This is a genomic window from Mesorhizobium sp. WSM4817 (genome assembly GCF_055811135.1).
This window is the reverse complement of record NZ_JBVVQQ010000024.1, coordinates 105,919-126,981: the sequence shown is the minus strand read 5'-3', so window position 1 is coordinate 126,981 and position 21,063 is coordinate 105,919. Positions and strand designations below refer to the sequence as shown.

8 protein-coding genes and 2 pseudogenes are annotated in these 21,063 nt (G+C 60.4%); 2 read left to right on the top strand and 8 right to left on the bottom strand.

Features of this window, described 5'->3' with window-relative positions:
- Positions 1-39: 39 nt before the first annotated feature.
- The 5 genes and pseudogenes from AC0L2K_RS27245 to AC0L2K_RS27225 all read right to left on the bottom strand — a co-directional run bounded on the left by AC0L2K_RS27245 (position 40) and on the right by AC0L2K_RS27225 (position 3,493).
- Complete coding sequence (locus AC0L2K_RS27245; protein ID WP_473532850.1) at positions 40-204, bottom strand: hypothetical protein; 165 nt, start codon at positions 202-204, stop codon at positions 40-42.
- A 178-nt stretch (positions 205-382) separates the two neighbouring features.
- The gene (locus AC0L2K_RS27240; RefSeq protein ID WP_473532849.1) at positions 383-1,546 is read right to left on the bottom strand and encodes an IS256 family transposase; all 1,164 of its coding nucleotides are present in this window, start codon (positions 1,544-1,546) and stop codon (positions 383-385) included.
- A gap of 379 nt (positions 1,547-1,925) precedes the next feature.
- Positions 1,926-2,216, bottom strand: a pseudogene (locus tag AC0L2K_RS27235) (hypothetical protein); the annotation flags it as partial.
- Positions 2,217-2,318: 102 nt separating this feature from the next.
- Positions 2,319-2,801, bottom strand: a complete 483-nt coding sequence (locus AC0L2K_RS27230; protein WP_473532848.1) for a hypothetical protein — start codon at positions 2,799-2,801, stop codon at positions 2,319-2,321.
- 116 nt (positions 2,802-2,917) lie between these two features.
- The gene (locus AC0L2K_RS27225) at positions 2,918-3,493 is read right to left on the bottom strand and encodes a hypothetical protein (protein WP_473532847.1); all 576 of its coding nucleotides are present in this window, start codon (positions 3,491-3,493) and stop codon (positions 2,918-2,920) included.
- 101 nt (positions 3,494-3,594) lie between these two features.
- Here AC0L2K_RS27225 and AC0L2K_RS27220 point away from each other — a divergent pair, with 101 nt between their 5' ends.
- Positions 3,595-3,822 carry a hypothetical protein gene (locus tag AC0L2K_RS27220; RefSeq protein ID WP_473532846.1) on the top strand — a complete coding sequence of 76 codons (228 nt, stop codon included), beginning with the start codon at positions 3,595-3,597 and terminating at the stop codon, positions 3,820-3,822.
- Between the two features lie 76 nt (positions 3,823-3,898).
- Here AC0L2K_RS27220 and AC0L2K_RS27215 read toward each other — a convergent pair whose 3' ends face one another.
- The 3 genes from AC0L2K_RS27215 to AC0L2K_RS27205 form a co-directional block, all read right to left on the bottom strand.
- Positions 3,899-4,585 (bottom strand): hypothetical protein, encoded by a 687-nt coding sequence (locus AC0L2K_RS27215; protein WP_473532845.1) that lies wholly within the window; start codon positions 4,583-4,585, stop codon positions 3,899-3,901.
- Positions 4,586-4,691: 106 nt separating this feature from the next.
- Positions 4,692-10,517, bottom strand: a complete 5,826-nt coding sequence (locus tag AC0L2K_RS27210; protein ID WP_473532844.1) for a hypothetical protein — start codon at positions 10,515-10,517, stop codon at positions 4,692-4,694.
- Complete coding sequence (locus tag AC0L2K_RS27205; RefSeq protein ID WP_473532843.1) at positions 10,514-20,179, bottom strand: hypothetical protein; 9,666 nt, start codon at positions 20,177-20,179, stop codon at positions 10,514-10,516. Before AC0L2K_RS27205 ends, AC0L2K_RS27210 begins: the two co-directional genes overlap by 4 nt.
- A 288-nt stretch (positions 20,180-20,467) precedes the next feature.
- Here AC0L2K_RS27205 and AC0L2K_RS27200 point away from each other — a divergent pair.
- Positions 20,468-20,738, top strand: a pseudogene (locus AC0L2K_RS27200) (TetR family transcriptional regulator C-terminal domain-containing protein); the annotation flags it as partial.
- Between the last annotated feature and the right edge of the window lie 325 nt (positions 20,739-21,063).

The following is a 21,063-nucleotide window of genomic DNA, read 5'->3' as shown; positions in this document are numbered from 1 at the left end:
AAACGCTGTCCGCGAATTACTGAAATCACTGTCCGGGATTTAGCGAAAAGGGTGTCCGGGAATTAACGAAACACGCACCATGAACTTGCAAAACTGCAGGCGCGACAGTTTCTTGCGGAACACAACCGATCCATCAGCTGCCGCCCCGTGCAGCTGAAAGACGTTCTTTGCCAGATCGACCCCAATGATGGTAACCTTTTCCATGAATGCCTGCCTCTCCTTTGCGTGGCGCTAACACCACAAACTTGGCACATTGCGATACCGTCGGAGAAGGCTGGCATCCACCCCATCAGCAAAATGGCGTGGCATTCAGCGGTGACGTTGGCGTGTCCGCCGCGCGGCCCCCGTGTTTAGCGGAGCGGCGGACATGGCGGGCCGCGTCTCAGGCGGCCAATGCCCTCAGGTTCTCCTTCTTGTGCTCGCGCAGATGATCCATGTTGAGGTAGCGGGTCGCCTCGAGCCAGTTCTCGTGGATCTCCACCGCCAGTGCCCGAACCAGCCGCAGACAGCTCTGCGGGTTGGGGAAGATGCGGACGACCAGGGTGCGCCGCTTGATCTCCTGGTTTAGCCGCTCCAGCATGTTCGTCGACTTCATGTGCTTGTGATGCGGCAGCGGCAGCCGGTAGAAGCTCAGCGTCTCCTCGATGTTGTTCTCCACCCAATCCACCAGCTTCGGGTATTTGGCCTGCCATTTGGCGATCCACTGCGCCAGGTCGCGCTTGACCTCGGCCAGGTCGCGCCGGTCATAGAACCATCTGAGCTCCATCAGACAGTCGTCATCGACCTTGCGCGGCACATAATCGAGCGCGTTTCTGAGGAAGTGCACGTAACAGCGCTGCCAGACTGCCTCAGGCAGGACTTCCCGGATCGCTGCCCTGAGCCCCGGATGGTCGTCGGAGACGACGAACTCGACGCCGGCAAGCCCGCGCTGCTTGAGCCCTGCCACGAACGCGCGCCAGCTCGAATGGCTTTCACGGTTGGCCAGCTCGACACCGAGCACCTGGCGCCGGCCCTCCCAGTCGACCCCGATCGCCACCAAGACCGCCTGGCTGGCGATCACGCCGGCCTCGCGCACCCGCTCATAGCGCGCGTCCAGAATGAGGTACGGGTAAGGTTCGGCAAGCCGCTGCTCAAAGAACGCCTTCAGCGCTTCATCCAGCCGCGCCGTCGCCTCGCTCACCGTCGAGGCCGAGAAGGAATGGCCGCACAGCTCCTCGGTGATCGCCTTGACCTTGCGCGTCGACACGCCTTGCACGTACATCTCGACCAGCGCCGACACCAGTGCCTTCTCCGAGCGCTGATAACGCTCGAACAACTCCGTCGAGAACCGGCCGGCCCGATCCTGCGGAACCCGAAGCTCCAGCACGCCAACCCGCGTCACAAGCTTGCGCTCATAATAGCCGGACCGGTAGCCAACCCGCTCCGCCCTCCGCTCGCCTTTCTCGGCCCCGATCGCCTCCGTCATCTCGGCTTCCAAAGCCTCCTGCGCGACAGTCTGCAAAACTCTGCGGAAGCCGTCCTCATCCGACAACAGCAACGCTTTCAACTCGCCTCTGCTCAGTCTAACGTCTGGCCTTGGTCATGGCACTCCCCTTCCACGGGAATCGGTGGTCGTAACGTCACCAGCGTGCCATGGCCGCCCTCGCATCAGAGCAAGGGCTGTTCTCTCTCCAAAGCTTTTTGCAGAACCTTCAGGACACTATCGATGCCGAGGAGGCGTGGCGCAATAGTTCGTACTGGGAGTGTGTATTCGCCGGACGCATGCTAGTGGAATGCACCAGCCATCGAAACGCCGCCGCCCACCGAACCTTCTGTATTGGGTTGGATCTATCTCGGCCGATATCTGGCAGATGGCACTTGGATTCAGCCCAGATCTGACAGCTTCGCTGGCCAAGCAGAAGTGAGTTCCGCCCAGCGAGTAGCTATCAAGCAGGGCGGGGGGTACGACGGGAACGCAAAAGGGCGTAGAGAAGGCTGGACCTGCTGCGTCTCAGATGAATCAAAGTCGTCCAATCCTCAGGCCCCAGCACGATGCCACGTCCTGCTCGTCTATGCCTGGCTACGGTCTTGATCCATCCGAACGGCTCCTCAATGCGCTTGCGGATGCGCTGACTGACGGCATAGCGGCCGTGCCGCGTCGTGCGCCTGTCGATCGCCGAACGGCGGCCGTTCGTGTTCTGCAGCACGTGCGGCGTCACCTTCATCGAGCGCAACTCGTTGCCTGCGCATCATAGCCTTGTCGGCATCGAACGAAACGATCATTGCTCCCGCCATTTTGAGATCAATTTGGCTTTCGTGGACCGAAACTACTTGATTTGCTAGCAACTCCCGCCGGCCCCACACTCAATGGCCAGAGACTTATTAACATCGTCGGTTGCATCATAGTCGCTTTGCTGTTCGTAACTTGGCTGCCCATCGCAACTGAATGCGCGACGCGAATGCACGATCCAGAATCGCTTGACTTTCCCTGCAGCCATCTCGGTCTTCGCCGCATCCTCATTGTCCTGGCTCCAAGGCAGTGTTTCGGTCGATCCGTCCTCGACGATAACCATGATAAATCCATCCGGACTGCGCTCTATACGTGCAACGCATTGCACGCCGCGGTCGAGGAGGTCGACGAGGCGAGATGGGTATTCTTTGGCGAGTTGCTTTTTCTTCGCCGCCAAGACTTTGGGAATACGTGGATCGTCTGTACAAAAGTCCGGGCCGCTGTTGCATGCTGCGAATGTTGCCGTTGCAAGGCAAAGCGTAATGGCACCCAGACCCGTTATCAGCAAGAAGAGTCGCGCGAAAGTCGTCATCTTGGTGGTCCTCCCAATGCTTGTGATCTACCGGTCTGCCACCTGTGAATTTGCAAGCAAAGTCAGGCCGTTATTACCTTTTGAGAAGGGGTCAACCTTCGGTGCCGATTCGCAGTCTAGTTCGTCAACTCATCGATAATCTTGTCGATTAGTTTCAGAACTTGATCATCTGTACTTCCGTCGTTTTTACATATGCTCATAACGGCTTTGAACTGTGCCTTCGCGTAGTTGTCCCCAATAACGTCTTCATTGTCAATTATCTTGTATATCGTTAGATAGTCCGCCACTGGAAGGTCGCATATTGAGCTGCCTGCTTGCGTGTAGCATTCTACGTGCGTCTTAAACGAATGTTCCTTCATTGCCTTGCAGTCACAAACAGGAAACTCAACTATGTCGAGCTTTGGAACGATCTTTTCCTGCAAACAGACAAGCGTTTTATCACGCCACTTGTCGTAGGCATCTGTCCATCCTGAACTAGCCAAGAATCTCTCACAATATTTCTTGCCGTATCGAATGAAATATCCGTGTTCGGTTTGCTCGCAGGGGCAGTACTTCTCAAAGCACGTCTCATAAACGCCGCACGATAGGTTGGCAGTGCTGGCACACTGCGACCTGACCGGTTCAACCGAAAACAGTATCAGTAGACAGGTCAATGCGAACTCGATCAACCTGCGGGGTACTGGTAGCAACATCGCGCCTCTCCTAGGGCATCAACCGTGCTTATTATTCAGTGTTCGAATGGGAAGGCGTACACCGAAACCGTCAGTTTCCTTGCCGATTTCGCCCGACAGCGATGGCTGAGCAGGCAACCGGCGCTCCCGCTATCTTATGTCTCACGACTTTCCGCTTTGGTGTCCATTTGCGCGACTTTCTTGAACTCGGCGCCTTTTGCGGCAACACCTTTCATCTCACGCTTGAAAAGCCCGATGCCGCGACCCAGATCGCCCATTTGGGAGGAGAGCCGTCTCCGTCCAAAAAGAATGAGAATCAACAGGATAACTCACCCAATACCAAAGGCTGAACCCGCCCATATCCAATCCTTTCTGTTCCCCGGGAGGTCTTGCCGCAAAGGCCGATTGTGGCCGGTTCTTCACACTTCAGTACTTCACAGGAGTTGAGTCAATGTCCCTGCTTGACGGTACATCGAGCGCAGTCGATCCGTGGGCCGGTCCCACGGCAAAGACTGTCAATTTCTTTCCGCTTATTTTGGCATACGCTTCGAAAGCTGGGAATTGCCCCAGCGTTCCCTTGAACTTTATGGTTTTTGCCGCGAGGTCGATCTGGAAGTCGCCGTCATAGTGGATGTCCGGCGAACCGCTGAAACAGGCGTTGTTCGCCTCGCCGTGGATCGCGACGGCCACGACGTCTCCTTCCTTGCGCGCCGGACCAATCTTTGAGCGCAATGAATCGACAGGCTTATTGCATTCCTCGTCCCCGTCCTCGCAGTCGACTTCGACGGAAGCGGAAGGGGGGTGATCAGACGCGGTGATCTGCGGCTGCGACAGGCTAATTACAAAGTGCGACGCGATGCGAGATGAAGCGTCGGGTGACGCATCGAACATTCGCTGATCTGTCAGGAAGCAGTCACTGAGGCCTCGGACGGGTCCTTTTATCATGGTCAGATTCGGCTGCCCCGGCACGGGCAGCACATAGCCGGGCTTGCTTTCGTGCTTGTTAGGGATAAACGACCGAATCCAGAACTCCGCATCCTGAGCGCTGCACGGAAGGGTGCCGGTTGCGGTTATCAGCACTGTGAACCAAAATTTCTTTACGCCCCTCGACATTACTTCCTCCTTGGAAATCAACGAACATCCAGCTGTATTCCATCCAACGGCTGCGACGCGGTTTGCTGCTCGTCATTCCGGAGTTCCGGGAGATGCCTCCCGCAACTCAGGTCTTCTTGCCTTTCTGTGCGACAGGCTGACGAAAGAGATTGAACGTTACCGCCAACCGCGGGCCTCCCTGCACGAACCTTCCTTCCTCCCGCATGAACTTCTCCTCCACGGGCTCCTTTTCGAAGCTGGCCGGGAGGAAATGTTCGACCTCTTCGACGTGGAGCTTGAAATGACCAACGCCTCCCTCCAGCGGAATCGTCGTCTGCCATGAGGCGTAGTCCTTCGTCGCCCCGAACCCGGTCCTAGATGGTTTGACCAGAAGGCTGCCGTCGTTCCAGGTCTTTGCGAACGCAAAGTCCACCCCCTCGATGATCTTTGCCTCCGCGTTCCGATCGTCGGCCTTCGGCATGAACTGGTGAAAGCGGCGGGCTTGCCGTCCACTGCCGTCGAGATAGTCCTCAAACAATGCGACGCGCATCGAAGGCAGATTGGCATCCTTGGCGTCGGACGCATTCACCACGGATGGCCAGCACCGTCCGGTTGCCACGCGACCCACCATCGCGACGACAACGCTGCTCTGGTCGAACGAGGGGCGGATGGAGACATAACGCTTAGGCAGCGGCTTGACCCACTGCACCATCGGCCGCGAGCACTGCAGAGCGCGATGGGTGTTGGGCTGGTAGCGCACCAGCCCAAAGCGGACGAACGGGCTGGCAGTCTCTCCGTCCCGGAGCCGGACATCGACGTACCATTCTTCTCGCTCGACGTCGAAACGGGGTTCGTAAGTGACGAGGGCGACGCGAAGCGGCGGCGGCGGAGTCTCGTCGCCTCCTTTAGTTTCCTTGCGCTCGGCCGTGCCTGCTTCCGATCCATCATCGGCCAGTGGCATCTCGACCTCTGGCACAAACGTTGCGCGTAGCGGATCGCCATTCGGCCGAAGCATATCGGGGAAGTCCACGCGAGACATGAATATTCGCGATTGGGGCGGGCCGTCTTCAATCGGATCGGCGCCACGGCGGGTGATGAACGCGCCGCCCGGCCCAAGATCGGCATCGGCGAACTCCATGAGATTAATAGTGCGCTCCACGCCATGGTGGCCGGTTCCGCGCAGCGGCACCTGATTCATATCCAAGGACGAGGTGTCGCTGAGGAGCAGGTTTGGCGGCCAAAGCACGATGCCCAGTTTCTCGCCTTGGCCTGACGAAAACCACTCACGCCCGAGCGGGATTCGCACGACGCTGTCTCGTCTCCGGATCAGCCTGAACGGCGTGCGTATCTCCTTCCACTGAAAGACAGGCACAGGCGCTCGGGCATCACACTTTGCCGGCCGCCGGGTTGCCGGAAGGATCACCGTGGCGGGCATGCTGAAGTTGCTCTGATGCTCCGCCGGGACGTGTTCGCCGGGTATAAGTTCGTCTCGGAGATAGACAAGTCCACTGCCCGAAAGCCAGGCGTCCCCGGCCCGTGCTACGCGATCGGCTGTGCGCAGCATATCCACGCTGCGCGCAAGGCCGTTGATGCGCACTTGCATAATGCGCGCCTTCCCATCGGTGAAGCTGTGCGGGCGCAGCAGGCGCAAGCCGTCCGCCGGAGACTCGGCTTCCGGCGCATCTTGTTCAGCAAGCCTCGCGAAGAGTTCTTCCAAGGATATCTTGCCGCTTGCTCCCAAGCTTCCGCCTGGAAGCGGCAGATTCTCCGCCCTGAGCAGGACAACGTCCGCCTGACGGTGACGGACGCGGCCGTCAGCGAAGACTTCGAAGCCGAATACATCCTCGACGCCTTTATAGACGAAGTCCGGACTGCCGGGGACAGGCCGCTGCCCCGGCTCCGCCGACGTGCGCGGGATTTGGGGCCATTCACCCGCTCGCTTCATGGCAAGGCTACGTTTGCGCAGACGGGAATCGAAGAGTGCCGACGTCGGCAAGGCGGTCGTTGCAACGACCTCGATCGTATCGATTTCATTGAGGTCGAGAGCCACGTCGCCGGACAGAAAAACGGTCGTAGAGCCGACCGCGGCGACGGGGATCGGGTTGCGTTGGATTCCGCCGTCGTCGGTCGGGTTCCGGTAGCGCCAGTTTGCAGGCGGTCGGAAGGCGCGGATCGGTGCGAGACCATTGACGTTGGTCATTGCAGCGGGGTCCACCACGGCGATATCGAAGCCCAATTCCGGGTTACGCTCCGCGATAGCGGGCTGCGTGTCCGGTCGGTTGCAGGCATGGACGAGCGTCAGGTGTTGCACTCCCACCAGTTCCGGCAACGGTGACTTGCACAGGCACCGCTCGACCGCTTTTGCAACAGCGAGAATGCTGGCGATGTTCGGCGCCGGTGCAGAGCCGGGACCGATGTAGCTGATCGACTCGACCTTCTTCATCTCTGTCAGCAGCTCAGCCTTCAACGAGTCCGGAAGCTCCGCGCACGCACCGGCGATGATGCAATCAAGAGTTGTATCGCCCCCGCCGCATTGAGCCAGGTATTGAGCCAGGCTCTGAAGCACCGCAAACTCCCTGGCCAGGCGCTCCGCGGTCGGGACACACCAGACGTCAAGTTCGAATGCCTCGTTGGGTGCCAGTGTCAAGGTCACTTCATGGCATCGGAATCCGCCCCAGCCCGTGGTGACGTTTCCGGCCCGATCCGGGTCGAAGCGGGTTTCGCGCGTCCGCGCGATGTCGCTAATGTCCGATGGCTTCTTCGCACGGGCGCGCGGTTGTTGGCGCAGCGTCACGACGATCGGAAGGCGGTCCGGGTATCGCCGTCCTTCGCCCAGCGAGAGGATCAGCGGCGCTCCGACATAATCCTTGGAACCGGGAACCCTGAGCCCGATGGCGATTCGGTCCGCCGCAGGGTCTGGGTAGTAGCCGCTCTGGCCGGAACCGCCCGTTCTGAAAACCGCGTCGGACACCTCCTCGTTCTCGCGAACCGTACCATGGCTTTGGCCCACGACGACGGTCCGGTAATCGATATGACGCCTCCCATCTATGCCGGTTCGCACGCTTGTCTTTACGACTGGAAACCGCACGCTTCCTGTACCCTGCTCGATTTGGGGAAACCCGCCCAGCGGTGTCGTCGACGATTGGACTGAATCCAGCACAGGTCGACGTGCCACGAAGTCGTGATGGCGAGCGGCCTCGGACAACGGCACTCCGGGTGCAACGAGTATGCGCTGGGCAAACACCGGCGCTGCTCGAGATGTCAGGCGAGCATCCTGCGTCTTCGATTTCACCGAGCGTACAACAAGCGTGCGCGCCGCTTCATAGCCCATAGGGCCGATCTGTCGCGTCGCGTGCCCGCCCGTCAGCAGGACCTCAGGGGCGGCCAACTTCGTTTGCCGGAGCGCTCGCACATAGGGTTCGACGCGCTGAACACCGCCGGCCTCTTTGCAGGAATCAGGCGGATAAAATCGCTGGCTGGCCGCAGCGTCCGTGTGGACTTGCCTTTCCAGGTCGTCGAGGTGGAGAGAGGCGCCGCCCGAATAGACCGCCATCATTGCAAACCTGTACGGATAGCCGTAGCGCAGGCGCGGCAGCGTGACTCCGGCGGTCGTTGGAACGCTGAGAGTTCTGCCAAAGCCGAGCGAATCGAGCACATAGCCTGTTGTTTCGTCTGGAGCGGAGCAATCCACGCCCATCGGCCCGCCGTCCCAGACACAGACGGCTTGCTCTACGCTCGCTTCGACGTTGCCGTTCGCCGTCGGCATCAGACGTGCGGGCGCCGTATGGAAAGAACTGTCGAGTGCAATCCGCTCGCGCGAAGTATGCGCACCGACGAGTTTACCGAGAACGCTCTCGACAACCCGCCGGTCCTTGTGGCCGCTGGTGCCGAATTCGATCTGCCGCGCCGTCAGTGGCCGCCATTCGGTCGTCCACACTCCGCTGCTGGACATCGGGACGCCTACGGCTAGCCGAAAGCCGATTGTCAGATCGTCCGCGTCGAGCACGACGTGACGAGCCCCGTCGGCATCGATCACGCAGCCGCCGGAGGCTGCCGGTTCGGCCTTCTTGACGCGCATCGCCATGCGGGTGATCGCATCATCCTGAGCCGAGCGGCACATCAGCGTCAGGCCAGTTGTCTGCCGATTGCCACCATATTCGAGATCGGCAAATGCCTTTCGCGAGGGTTCATCGGATTCGGCCCCCCGCAACAGGCGCCGCTGAACCTCAAGTTCCGCGACGGTGCGGATGTCCATGCTGGTGACGTCGTAGCGCGAATTGTTGGATTTGGGTTCGCAGGAATGGCCCCGCGACATCATCAGCACCCCATCGAACTGGGAAACCGAGTTCGCGCATATCCCGGCCAGCTTGCCATCGGCCACGGGCCGATACTGAGCGAACTCCGCGACTGTCGTCGGCCAAAAGTGCCAGCCACCAGCCCGCTCGAGAAACTTCGTCAATGTCCAAGGGGCGGGGTGCCGGGCCGCCACCGGGTTCGGGCCGTCGCCGGTAGGGCTGAGCCACGCGGAAACAAAACCGTAGGCCCGCTCGGAGTGCTTCGGAATGGCGTTGATATCGAACTCGACATCAAGGGCGAGCAAGAACGCGCGGGCCAGGCTGGGCGTCGTCTGAATTGTGAAGAAGGCGCGGAGGGCGTCCCTATTCTCCTCTGCCTCGATCGATATGTCCGTCTTTTTGCCTCGCTCCTTGCGGTACTGCGGCCAGGTCGAAAGCGCGTGCGCATCCAGCGACTCGCGTATGTGCCTTTCGCGTGTTCCTCGGTCGGCGGCATCCGCCGGCTTCAAGGTGCCCCAGACGAGCTTGTCCGGAGAGTCGATGCATGAGTTTGCGTTCGGCTTGGCAGACGCCTCAGCACGCTTATAGGCTTCCCTTGCTTTGTTCCGCTGGCCGTCGAGGGCGCCATGCAGAACCTTGTACTGACGCAGCTTCTGGCGTCGGATGTGGTTGAGGGCGCCTTTCGTTTCAGCTTCCGTGAGCACGGCTAGCAGGCGCTCGGAGTCCGACTTCGTCGGATTCTTAGCGTTCCATTTGGCGTCCATGTTCAGACGTGCGAGGTAGCGCTCCTGCGTCTCTTCCTTTTCCCTCAGCGACCGCCCCGTTACGAGCCTTATCGCGAAGACAACATCCAGTTCGTCGAGGTCTTGCTTGAGTTTCTCGGGAACGATATCGGGATTATAGGATATGGTCTGGTCCTGCTGCGCGGCACGCCTATCGATGCGAGTGCCGCATGCGCCTCTGAGCGACATGCACAGCTCGGCCGCCTGCTGAAATTCAAGCGCGAGGGCCAGGTCTGCATGGGGCACTTGCACGACGCTCTCGATCGTCTGCGGTGTGTCGTTCTGGATGCCACCGTCCTCAGGGCGGGCCGGCAGAAGCTGCCCGTCCTCGCCGAACTTGCGCTCTTCGGGTTCAGCCACATTTCCGTGGTCATCGGCGATCTTCCCGGGCCGTGTCGCCCCCTTTCCGAGCGACGCGGCAATTGCGGTCGCCAGGCTGGTCCACTGGTCCTTCTTGCCCCCTTTGCTTTTCTGGAAGATGGTTTCCTGCCAGAGTCGGTTGAGGCCAGTGATCTGCGAGGTGGTCAATGCCTCCACCTTCGGCAGCCCCACCGAAAAATTGTGCCATTCCACCGTACACGGCGTCGGCAGAGCCGTGCCATCGTGTGGATCAGCAAAGGCCATGGCCACTCGGGGGCCGCCGCCGTTGGCCAGCCAGCTATGAACACTGGCCGGCCAGGTGCTCAGGTCGAATGTCAGTTCGCTAGTCCCCGTGGCCGGTGAAATAAGGTCCGGCGTGATCAGCAAAGTCGCCTTCAGCTTTTTGGGGACACCTTTGTCGCTCCTTAAAACGCCGGTGGGTACAATCCGAACGTAGGGTGCTACGCCGACTCCCGAATCGGATTCTTCATTGTTCGGTTTAGGGGGGAAGCTCATATGAAGAAGTCCTCGGGTGGCGTGTAGTCCAGGAAGTACCTGCCGTAGCGTGACCAGTTTTGGCCCTGGCAAACTGTATCGTTCCGTATATGCGCGATGTCTGGCGTAACATTTCGCGGGAGCACATATCCTGCGTCCGAATGCATCGAGCCGGCGGCCTGGGCGAACCGGGCCATGGGATTGGCGAGTGCGGCGGTTTGACCTGAAAAACCTTTTCCTTCCTGCCTCCAAACCGTGACCGAGAACTCAAAGTCCTTGATTCCGATGGAGAAGGAAAAGGTGAAGACCGCTTCGCCCGACATGTTGCCGTTGACCATGCCCAGACGGACATGCAGCGAAGCGCCGAAAGAGAATATCCAGATGGACGCCGAGCCGCCCACATAGAACGTGCCGGAAATCTCGGTCAGCTTGCGCCCACCGCTCAGCGTCTGCTGGCGAATGTAGACGCCCGCCATGAGACGGCCCTTGCCGCTGAGTGGTCCGAAAGCGAACACCGCGGAGCCGCCGAACTCGAACGAAGCTTCGAAGCCGACAATGCCGTCGGTGTTGGCCTCGATAGCGAAGAAGCCGCTTCCGCCATAAGGCGTGTAGGTAATGGTAAAAGGGCTCAACCGGCTCGACAGACTGGCCCGGAACCGGGCGTCTTCCTTGTCGAAGGGCAGCTTTGCGGAGGTGTTGAGGGCGACGTTCGAAAAGGCCATCACGCCAATCGAGAAGTCGCCCAGCGTCAGGCCGTACCCTGCTTCGATGCCCATGGGGAAGAACGTTGGGCGGATGAAGGCCCCCGAGGCCTTGGGCGTCATGATGCTCTGCAGCGACTGGACGAACTCGAGCTCGGGACCGATGACATAGTCCCGATACTCGATGTCGAAGGTCGACTTCGCCCCGACCTCGGACGTAAACCGCGCCCCGCCGAAGCGCAGCGTCAAGGCATCGAACAAATCACCTATCAACTTGATGTCGAAGGCACCAATCTTGCCAACGGCCTTGCCCGTCAGGCTCGGTTTCATCGGATTGATGTCAACGACGAGCTTGGTGTCGATTTCGAGCTTGGTACCGGCCTGCGGAGCAAAGATCCCGGCCGTTGCGGCCTTCACCTGCTCGCCCAACGGTACGCCGAACGTGTAGCCGAATTCCCGCTTTGTGGGGATCAGCGACAGCAAGTATTGCTCCAGCGCGTCGCGGATCAAATTGAAGTCGATAGCCTTGAAGAACTCTCCGCGGAACAGTTCGGTCACGAGATCGCTGACCTGGTCGAGGATGAGCAACGGCGTCGGCTTCAGGTCGCCCCACTCGCGCAAGAAGGTCAGTAGGAAACGACGCGAGTTGGGGTCGCTCGCCGGTTTCCCGGACACCGACAGCGCCAGCCAGCGCGAGTCGCCCGTCAGACGGTCGCCTCCAAGAACAAACGGGCCGCCATCGGAGTTGGGCTTATAGACTTGGCCATCTGGGCCGATGCTGTCGCGACGGGGCGGATTGACCTGCAATGTGCGGTCGGCGAGCTCAGCAAACTGGTTCGCGACGAGTTTCGCGTGGATCTCGTCGCGCGATTTGAGCAGGTATTTGTCATAGAACCCAGCGAGCTTGACGGTTTGGCCGTCGACCCGGAAGGGCAGGTCATGGTCCAGGGCGCCACGAAGGACTTTATCCAGGTTGGTGAGAGCGTCCGCGCGGGCCTTTTTCAGGAAGGCGTCGCCTATCGATCTGAGCTTCTGAAGTTCCGCGGCGAACGCGTCCTGCGCTTCGTTTAGCGTGCTGAGCGCTGTGGGAGTATCTGCCGTCAGGAAGTTCAGGAACGGTCTGCTGTCCGCGTCCTTGAGATCCACCAACTTCTTGAAGTCCCCCTCGGGCGGAGGGCCGGCTATGTCTTTGAGCTTCGTCGAATAGTCAGCGACGACATTCTTCAGAGCCGAAAGCTTCTGACGTTCCGCGCTGAGAATGTCCAGCTTTACGAATTCACCGGCCCGGCCGGCTAGCGATCTCAGGCCATCGATGCACTCCTCGATGCGCGTGATGATCTCGCCGACATCGCGCAGCAGGATAGACGCATATCCGGCGATCTGCCCCGAGACCTGATCGACCTCGTCTTTGAGCTCGCCCAGGCTGGCGGAGACGCGGTCCCGTATCGTCTCGAAGCTGTTCTTCAGCTCCGGCAATTGGTCATTGGTGTTGGCATTGATCGACCACTGGGCCACTGCGGCAAGGGCGGCACCGCCCGCGAGCATCGCGACATCCTGATTGCCGGCCACCAACTCCAGTTCGTTACCAAGCTTTCGGGTATGGTCGAGCAGATGCCTCAGCAGTTGCCGGCGGCGGTCGAGGGCCACTGAGAAGCTTGTGTGAACGTCCTGAAGCCCATCGATGATCTCTTGTGCGTCGGTGCAGGCGTTTTCCTTTGCGAGGGCAAGCTCGACCGCTGCGCGGAGCTCTGCGAGCCCATGAGAATCGTTGATCAAGTCGCACAACGTGCCGCGTGCGATCAGGGAGAATCCGTTGATTGCCGGTAGCAGCGCCGCAAGGCCGAGATCTATCTTGCCCGCCAATTCCCGCAGGTCAGAACCGGAAGGTGCTGCGCCGCCAGTTATGCCGTTAGCCCTATCCGCGACGTCGCTCAGTATCTTTGCGTCCGCGTCGATTGCCTTCGCGCCGCCGGGTCTGAGTTCCTTCACGCGCAGAGCTGCTTTGTCAGCTGTCCGCGCAATCGAAACCAGCGCCTGCGCGAACGCGTCCGAAGGCTCGCCGTTGAGGTGATCAGCGAGGATCTTGTCGATCGAAGGGGGCGGTTCGACATGTGGGCAATAGGCCTTGACCGCAAGTTTCCGACAGATCGCCAGATCGTCGAACTTGACTGCTATGAACCCCTCGCGGAGCGGGGCCCAGAGCTCGTTGACGGCGTTGCAGAAATTGTTGTCCCAGAGACGGATCGGACCGGCGAAGAGTTCGACGATCTCGACCGCAGCCTGCGCGGCTTCCTTCGGCTGGCCCGCCTCAACCGCCCCCATGAATCTGGCGGCGAGGTCGTACGTCCGCTTCGCCAGGCGCAATTCGTCGCCAAATTCTGCTTCGAGCCACGCCGCCAGTTCCACGGCGTTGGCCAACCGCGCCTCTAGAAATGCGCTGAAGAATTCGAGTTGGGCGTTTGCCGCGTTCCTAGCGGCCTCGGACCAGCCTGCGATGACCGTCTGCGCCGTGTCGATCTGGTCCTGGTGAAGCGCGACCAGTGCCTTTGCCAGAGGCTCGCCGAACGGCCACTCCTGGGTCGCCAGCCTGTCGAAGACGGTCTCGGGTGGGAGATTGTTCCACGCGTCAGATGCGACTCGGTACAACAGGGCCTGCACAAGCATGCGCGCATCGGGGCGCCTGAGGCGCAGGGCGAGCACGACGCTTTGCCATTGATCGGGTGTCACGACAGTCGCCGGCACCAGCGGCAGTCGGATCACTTCGACTTCCCAGGCGTCGGTCGCATCGTTGGTGCTCTCGGGCACGACGAGGAACGAAAGCAGTTGGGCAACGTCTTGGATCTCGTCGTCCGTCGGACCTTTTCCCTGGGCGACCCGCAGCACCCGAAGCAGCGCCTCCTTCGTTTCTTGCGGCGAGGTCCCGAACAAGCCGAACAACCACGATGAATTGTTGTCTTCGAAATATTTATCTATCAGCGTGACCGCGATCTTCGGCAGGATGTTCTTCGCGTCTTTGTCGAGCAGCTCGATGTATTTGAACGCGGTCGCGTAGCCGGAACGCACTGCGTCCTCGAGATACCTCCCCGGATTCGAAGCCGTCCGCTTCAGCGCGTCGAGGAATCGCCTCCCGGCCTCGTAGACCTCGGACAGCGACAAGGCGAACAGGGTTTCATCCGCTTCGTTGGCGGAGGCTTGCAGCGCAAGCGCAAGCTCCCGCAATCCCCTGTCAAGCTCCGGGAAGACATTGGATATCCTTACGCCTTCGTCGCCCAGCGTGCGAAGCGCCGATATCTCCTGCTGCGCCTCCGTGATCTGCCGCTCGAGCGCGTCCCACTCCTTGCGAATATCGCTGACCGCTTTGGAGAGCGGTTGAATGATCTCGGTTCTGACGGCTTCAATTCCGGCGGCGGCATCGCCCGCCAGTTCCTGCAACTGACCGGCGCCGTACTGTACGAGCTCGCTGAGCTCCGGCAGCCCCGTGTCCGGATTCGACAATTCTTGAATGAACTCGAAAAGGTCCCTTATCTTCACAAGGCCAAGTATCTTGGCGTCGCCGGAGAAAAAGTTCCGGTAGACGTCCCGTACCTGTTTCATGGTCTCGGCTGCAGGCGCTGGCTGGGCAAGTGCGGCGCCTGGCTGCGCGGTCGAGGTGGTCGCCACTGGCGTGAACTCGAATTTGCGTGCCACCGAGAATGCGACGTCGATGGTTTTCTGTCCGGCCGCATCGACCAACGGCGCGGACTCTTTAGGAGCAGCGACGTTCTGGGTGAGCAGTCCGCGCTTGCGCGACATCCCCGCGAGCACGCCTGCCTGGCGGAAAACGCCGCCGCCCTGGTCTCCCTTATGCCCCATGTCCTGGGGAAGCTGATCTAGAAACGCCAGAAAAACCTCGGATTGGTTGCCTTCGAGGCGCCCTTTCTCGTTCTTGGGATCGGTGAGGCCGTTGCGGATGTACTGCGGCTCCAGCGTGGCGCGGATCGGTTCGAGTGGGCGGCCGATCAGCTGCTCAGTCTGACGCGCCCGCACGCGCGCGACCTGCACGGCCGGATAGAAGGGCGGCTGGTCCGCGCCTTGCAGCACCGGGTCGAAATCGTAATCGAAGTCGAAGAAATGGGTCCACTCGGCAGCGGCGGATCCCTGGTCCGTTTTCGCGGGGGTGGTCGAAGGCGAGGTGGCTCTATTGGTCTTCCCCGTCGCGATTAGCGTCCAGAGATCGGTCTCGATCGACGCGGTGCCGGACTTCTGTTCGGGTGCGTATGCATGCTTCTCTGCGTTCAACCCGACAGTCCGCAGGTGCCTCAGCGGCTCGTAGGGCGTTCGGATTGCCTCGGTATCATCGACGTCTGTCGTGTCCGGAGCCTCCAGTTCGTTGTAGTAGTCGCTGACTCCCTTGAGCGTGGTGGGATCATTGGCCGCGACATTGTCGACGAACAGCATCGGCATGTCGGTTTTCTTGCCGTCGAGGTCCAGTTCGAACCTGATATTGGCTTCCTGCACACGCGCCGTCCGGGGCCAGAACACGAGGCCGGTACCGCCGGCGATATCGACCCGTCCGTTCGCTTTCGGATCGGTTTCCTTAATATCGAATCCGGCGGTCGGATCAGTTGGATCGACGATGTCTGGCGTGACGTCCGTCAGAATATCGACCACTGATGCCGGGAAGCGTCGTCCTTCATAGGGCTGGCGAACGGCGGGATAATCCTTCTTGGTCTTGCCGACACGGATGAACATCCGCTGACGAAGATAGGCCCGCACGCCCTCTTTCGGATGGACGAAGAAATCCCGCTCGGTGACCATGACGAGCGATGCCCGGTGCCCCAGCGGGTAGAGGAAACCCTTGAAGACAACCTCGCAATAGACGTCGCGACCGAGATTGGTCCATTGCTGCCAGCTTTCGATCGACAGCGCGTCGAAGAGCGGATCCCCCCAGCTGTCTTTTGCCCCCGCCGGCGGCTCGAAAGTGCTGGTATGGCGCAGCGTCCCGCCAAGCGCCGTCAGAGCGAGCTCCTGCACCTTGAGCGCCCTTGGCTCATAGAGCGCCGCGCCGCGCATCAGGTCCACCAGGCGATAGTTTTCCCCTGGCTCGAGTTGGCTAGAATTCTCCGTCAGCTTGCCGGCCTCGGTTCGCCTGCCGACAACGGGAAGCCCCCAGCCGGACGAGAGGAGTACCAGCTCGTGCCGGATGTAGGCATCCATCGGCCCGCGGAAGTTCATGTCGTTAAGCGGTTGCCTACCGGCTGGTAAGCAGCAGAACTCCGCCAACTTGGCCCAGATCGAGGCTTGCGCCTGCGTGACCGGACGACGATCGATCAACCACGGTGCCAAGGGGCCCCGCGGGGGCGCGCCAATACGAGGCGCGATGCGTCCTTTCGGTAAGGAACCGCGCCTCTTGCGGTCTCGCACCGCGAATACGAAATCGTCCGAGAAATCGGGAGAATGAACGGCTCGCAGGCCAGGATCGAGTTCGCCGGTCAGGAATTCGGCGGACCAAAGGCGGTGCACTGGGCTCGCGGGCCTCACGGGCAGCACTGATGTCCCTTGGGTGGACGCCAGTGAATAAATTTCTGAAGGCACACCCATCGGCGCCACTACGACGGCATTCTGGTTCGGCGACAGCACGAGCCGTGCCGGGATCTCGATCGCCGTCTCGTGCGGTCCGGGCGGATCGCGCAGAGATGCCGAAATGTCCCGCAGCCGCTGCTCGGGGGTTACATTCGGTCCCGTCGCGAAACCTAGATGGTCAAGCATCGCGCCGGAGTTCAGGTCGACTTGCTGTTGCGTGCCGAGACCGACCAGCCCGGAAGTGGAGGGCTTGTAGACGACCTCGGCCCGGCGCGTCACCGAAAGCTCGAAATCGTGGAATCGGGTCAGGTCTTGCAGCGAGAACATCAGCCGTCTGCGCGGCAGCTCGGCGCGGTCGTCCGCGGTGAGGTCGAGCTCGTCCACGGCGAGCCGGGCCTCCTGGATGCCGTCCCGACAGCGGACGCGGAATGCCAGGCGAGAGGGCGCCGCCAGACGCCCTTGAACAAGGCCCGTCGGCGGGTCAAAGGAGGTAACAACCTTCTTGAATGCCTTGGCAACGGCCAAATGGCGTTCGGTCAGCCGCGCCAACTCCACGCCGCTGTCGCCCGTGGTGTTCGGAAATGCCCGAACGATTGCGAGTGCTTCCGTTTCTCCGGCCCGCAGTTCTGTTGGCGCCGACACGGTGATCCCATGGCCCGCGGCAATACCGTCCATCGCGAAAAGCGACAGCATCATTTCGCGGTAGAAGGCGCGGAACTGCTGATAGGATGGATAGGCAGCTTCAAGCGCCGCCTCAAGTACAAGCGCCGCTTCCAGTGATGTGGGAGCCAACGGATAGAGCGCGGTATCTGCTGTTCGCCTGTCGGGGGGTGCCTGGCCCGCGTCCAGAACGAGCTTCTTCGCCATACCCGTTACGCCGCCGAGCTGATCCGGCGTCTGGTCGTTGGACGTCGCCGACACACCGAGCATCGCGTCGATGCGGTCCTCGATATCCTTGCTCAATGTATCCCGGTAGAGGTCTTGCGCCAGCCTAAGTGCGTCGGGGTCCAGCGCGAAAGGACCGATATAGACTAGCTGATCGGCTGGCAGCTTCGCGATGGCCCGAAGCGCCGTTGCTGCCTTCGCGTAAGCCTTGGCCAAGGTTTGGAACTTGACTTGGTCCGTCGACAGAGACGCGCCCGGCGGTTCCGTCGGCGGCTTCAGCTTATGTTCCTGCAGCGCGCCCCTGGCCTTCTCTCGCGCTGCGAGAGTCGGTAGCATGTCGAGCACCGACGCCACCTGCGAACGGTTGTTGGCGTCGATGACAAAGGTGGTGTCGGTCTGCACCATTACGTTGGGATCGGTTGCGGTCGGAATCCAGCTGTTCAGTATTGCGCCGGTTTTGCGATCGATCTCCATCCGAGACTTGACGAGTTCGACGTCTGGCAGGTCGCCAAGCCGGGGAATGAACTTGGCTTCCTCGAAGACATGTTGTCCTGGGAATTCGACGACCAGAGTCGGGCGATTGTCCTGCTTGACAAGGCGCCCCTGTGCATCGCGCTTGGTCACCTGCTGGCAGACGTTCGACGTACGGACGAGTTCCAGTGCCGACTTCGACCAGGCAAGCGCCAGGTCGGAAAAACGGAACTTGAGGTGGAGAAGGTCTTCGCCGCGCGAAGCGACAAGTTTTGCTCGGGACAGGTCTATGCGCGCGTGCTCCTCGCGGTCCGGAGCCGCTAGCCCTATGTAATTGTAAAGGGGCGGGGACTTGAGCCCTTCCCTCGTGTAAAGGAACATCGCGTCGGTGGGATCAAATGTGAGCCGGCTGAACGCGGCCCCCTGAAGCGGCGTGTCCAGCTCGATGATCGCGCCATTGACTTCCATCCACTCGGCGCGGGGCGCGCTTCTCGATATTGCTGTGTCTGTGTCCCAGGTGAATATCGCCGAGACAGCGTCGCCACGCCTCTTTGCGAACGGGTCCGGTGCCTTCTCCGCTTTATCGTCCTCCGGCGGCCGCTCGCGGACGTCGCCAATGAACAGGGCGCCGCCGATCGGCGTCGAGACGCGCGTGGCCTTGTCACTTCCGGGGCGGAAGTAGCCATGGAAGCCTATATTGCCTTCCAGCCTCGCAGGGGACTGATCGCCCGCCTTTTTCGGGGCATCCACACGCTCGAGCAGCCGGCCCTCTATCCCCACGAAAGGCCCGGTCCGGAATTTGCCGTTGACAACATATGCCTCGGACCAATTCCATAAGAGCGCGGCTTCCGAGCGGGTCTTGCGCCTGTCGACATGAATAGCATCGTCCTTGGTATCGAACGCGGTTCGGATCGACAGGACTGGACCCTTCGAGCCGGGAGCTTTCTTGGCGTCGTCCCATTCCGCCTTCAGTTCGATCTGAGGCCCTTGCGCGCTGCCGAGGACAAGCCTCTCGTCGATGTGGTCGACCTCGCCCTCACCAAAAAGCACGAGCTGGTCTTCTGGAATATCGGGCGCAGGTGCCACGGCTCCCGCATCGCCTCCCATAGGCACTTCTTCGATTGTCACCGGCGCCTGCGGAACCTCGGGTTGCTCGACGGCGCGCATCGCCCAGTACATGTCGAACTTCTTCGCGCTGATCCCCGGATGCAGTGCGGTCAATGATACGGCTGGATTGGGGTGGCCGGTCGCGTCTATGGACCAGCGGCAATCCTGGTCCAGGTTCAGATAGACGTTTGCCTGGCCAACCTGGTCGGGAAATCCGATCTGGCCATTGAACACCAGCCTGAACGTGGAACTGATCCGCCCGGCATCCACAATCTGGCGGAGCAGAACTGGCTCGGTTTGTTTCAGGAAAGAGCGAAGTCTCACATAGTTCTTGGGGTTATTCACCGGCGCTTCCGGAGGAAACGACTGCAGCGTGAACGTGTCGGCCGTGGTCGCTGATTGTGACAGGCTCCACAGGTTTGTTTTGGCCGCGATCCGGAAGATCAGCTTTGGCGTGTAGCGCCCTTCGGAGATGCCCGTGTCAGACATCTGTCGGAAGATGAATTCGATGCTTCTGTCCTTAAGACGACCGAACGATGCACCGACAATCCTGACCGTATACTGCTTGTGGCGGTCGGAACCGATCTCCCGGCTCTGAAGAACGAAGCGAGCATCGGGACCAAAGGCTTTTGCCTTGATCGTCCAGGACAGGTCGTCCGACTGCCAGTCCGCCGAGCCAAACCGCCACCCGGGCTGATTCTTGAGGCGCTCAGCCTGCTCAACCGCAGACACGCCCTGGATCAGGGATACGACCAGTTTTTCTTGGCCATTCTGAAATGCAAAGCTCAGGTCAAGATCGTCAAGCGCTGGCTTAAGGCCATTCGCGAATGCGCTTGCCCCAACGGGAGCACTGATCGCCCCTGCCAGAAAAGCGCGTCTCGTGAGATTTTTTGAAGTTATTTTCTGCAGCCCAGCAGGCACAAAAATGCCGTTGTGCTGCTTCCCAGCCCCCTTCACAGCACGTCCCCTCCCGAGATACTGCTGCCAAGCCCTACTAGCGCATCAATAATGTTGCATAGGCGATGATAAAGGGAAAGAGATTTTTCTATTATCAACGGCGAATCTTGACGCAGGAGGCAAAATCTAAAGGATAAGCGTGAGATATGTGTTTGCGCCGCGCGTAACTCCTCCGCGCTGAAGTGCTTTCGTCGGCCCATTCTTGCAGTGCGTGTCCAGCCCTCCTGCGTAAATCAACCGAATGGCAATGGGCTTTATGATTGCCGGGGAGAGATCGATTCGCTGGCGCACACCTGCTTGGGCGTCAACGGCGTCTTGGCGGGCTCGGACGACGCCGAACCCATCCGCCAGGCCCTGATTGAATATCGGGCCACCAGCAAGCGATGCTTCGCGAGCGGTTCGAGAGGGCAAAGCAGAGGGTGATCTTCCGGAAACTGCCGACTGCGCAACCCTGGCCGCCTATGTCATGGCGGTGACACACGGCCTGGCCGTGCGGGCAAAAGCGGGTTTCCGTCGTGAAGTTCTCCAGGCCGTGGCCGAGCAGGCATTGGCTGGTTGGCTGGAGAATGCCCGCTCACGTCAGAGAGCCGCTCATGGTTCTGGAGTTATGAGAGAACTGCGGGAGATCAACGAAACGAAGTCCGTTGCGCCAGAGGGCGAGAGCCGGAGGCAATCGGCGGTAAGCGTTTCTGTCGAGTAGCTTTTCGCGCCAGCGCTCTCACCATTGTTTCGAAGTCTGTGTTAGCTGGCAAGGAGCACTGGAAAGTCTCAAGCTTATGCGCGAATGATACCGACAACGTTGGTCGGAGGTCCGGAACAATGCGTGTATATGCACAGCTCTATTGCTTTTGTGCCTTTTGCCTACGTCTGCGCTATCACGTGAA

What these genes read in the sequence shown, in the direction of transcription:
- AC0L2K_RS27225 (WP_473532847.1), bottom strand. Translation starts at nt 3,493, where the DNA reads ATGTTGCTACCAGTACCCCGCAGGTTGATCGAGTTCGCATTGACCTGT.
- AC0L2K_RS27220 (WP_473532846.1), top strand. Translation starts at nt 3,595, where the DNA reads ATGGCTGAGCAGGCAACCGGCGCTCCCGCTATCTTATGTCTCACGACT.
- AC0L2K_RS27245 (WP_473532850.1), bottom strand. Translation starts at nt 204, where the DNA reads ATGGAAAAGGTTACCATCATTGGGGTCGATCTGGCAAAGAACGTCTTT.
- AC0L2K_RS27215 (WP_473532845.1), bottom strand. Translation starts at nt 4,585, where the DNA reads ATGTCGAGGGGCGTAAAGAAATTTTGGTTCACAGTGCTGATAACCGCA.
- AC0L2K_RS27210 (WP_473532844.1), bottom strand. Translation starts at nt 10,517, where the DNA reads ATGAGCTTCCCCCCTAAACCGAACAATGAAGAATCCGATTCGGGAGTC.
- AC0L2K_RS27230 (WP_473532848.1), bottom strand. Translation starts at nt 2,801, where the DNA reads ATGACGACTTTCGCGCGACTCTTCTTGCTGATAACGGGTCTGGGTGCC.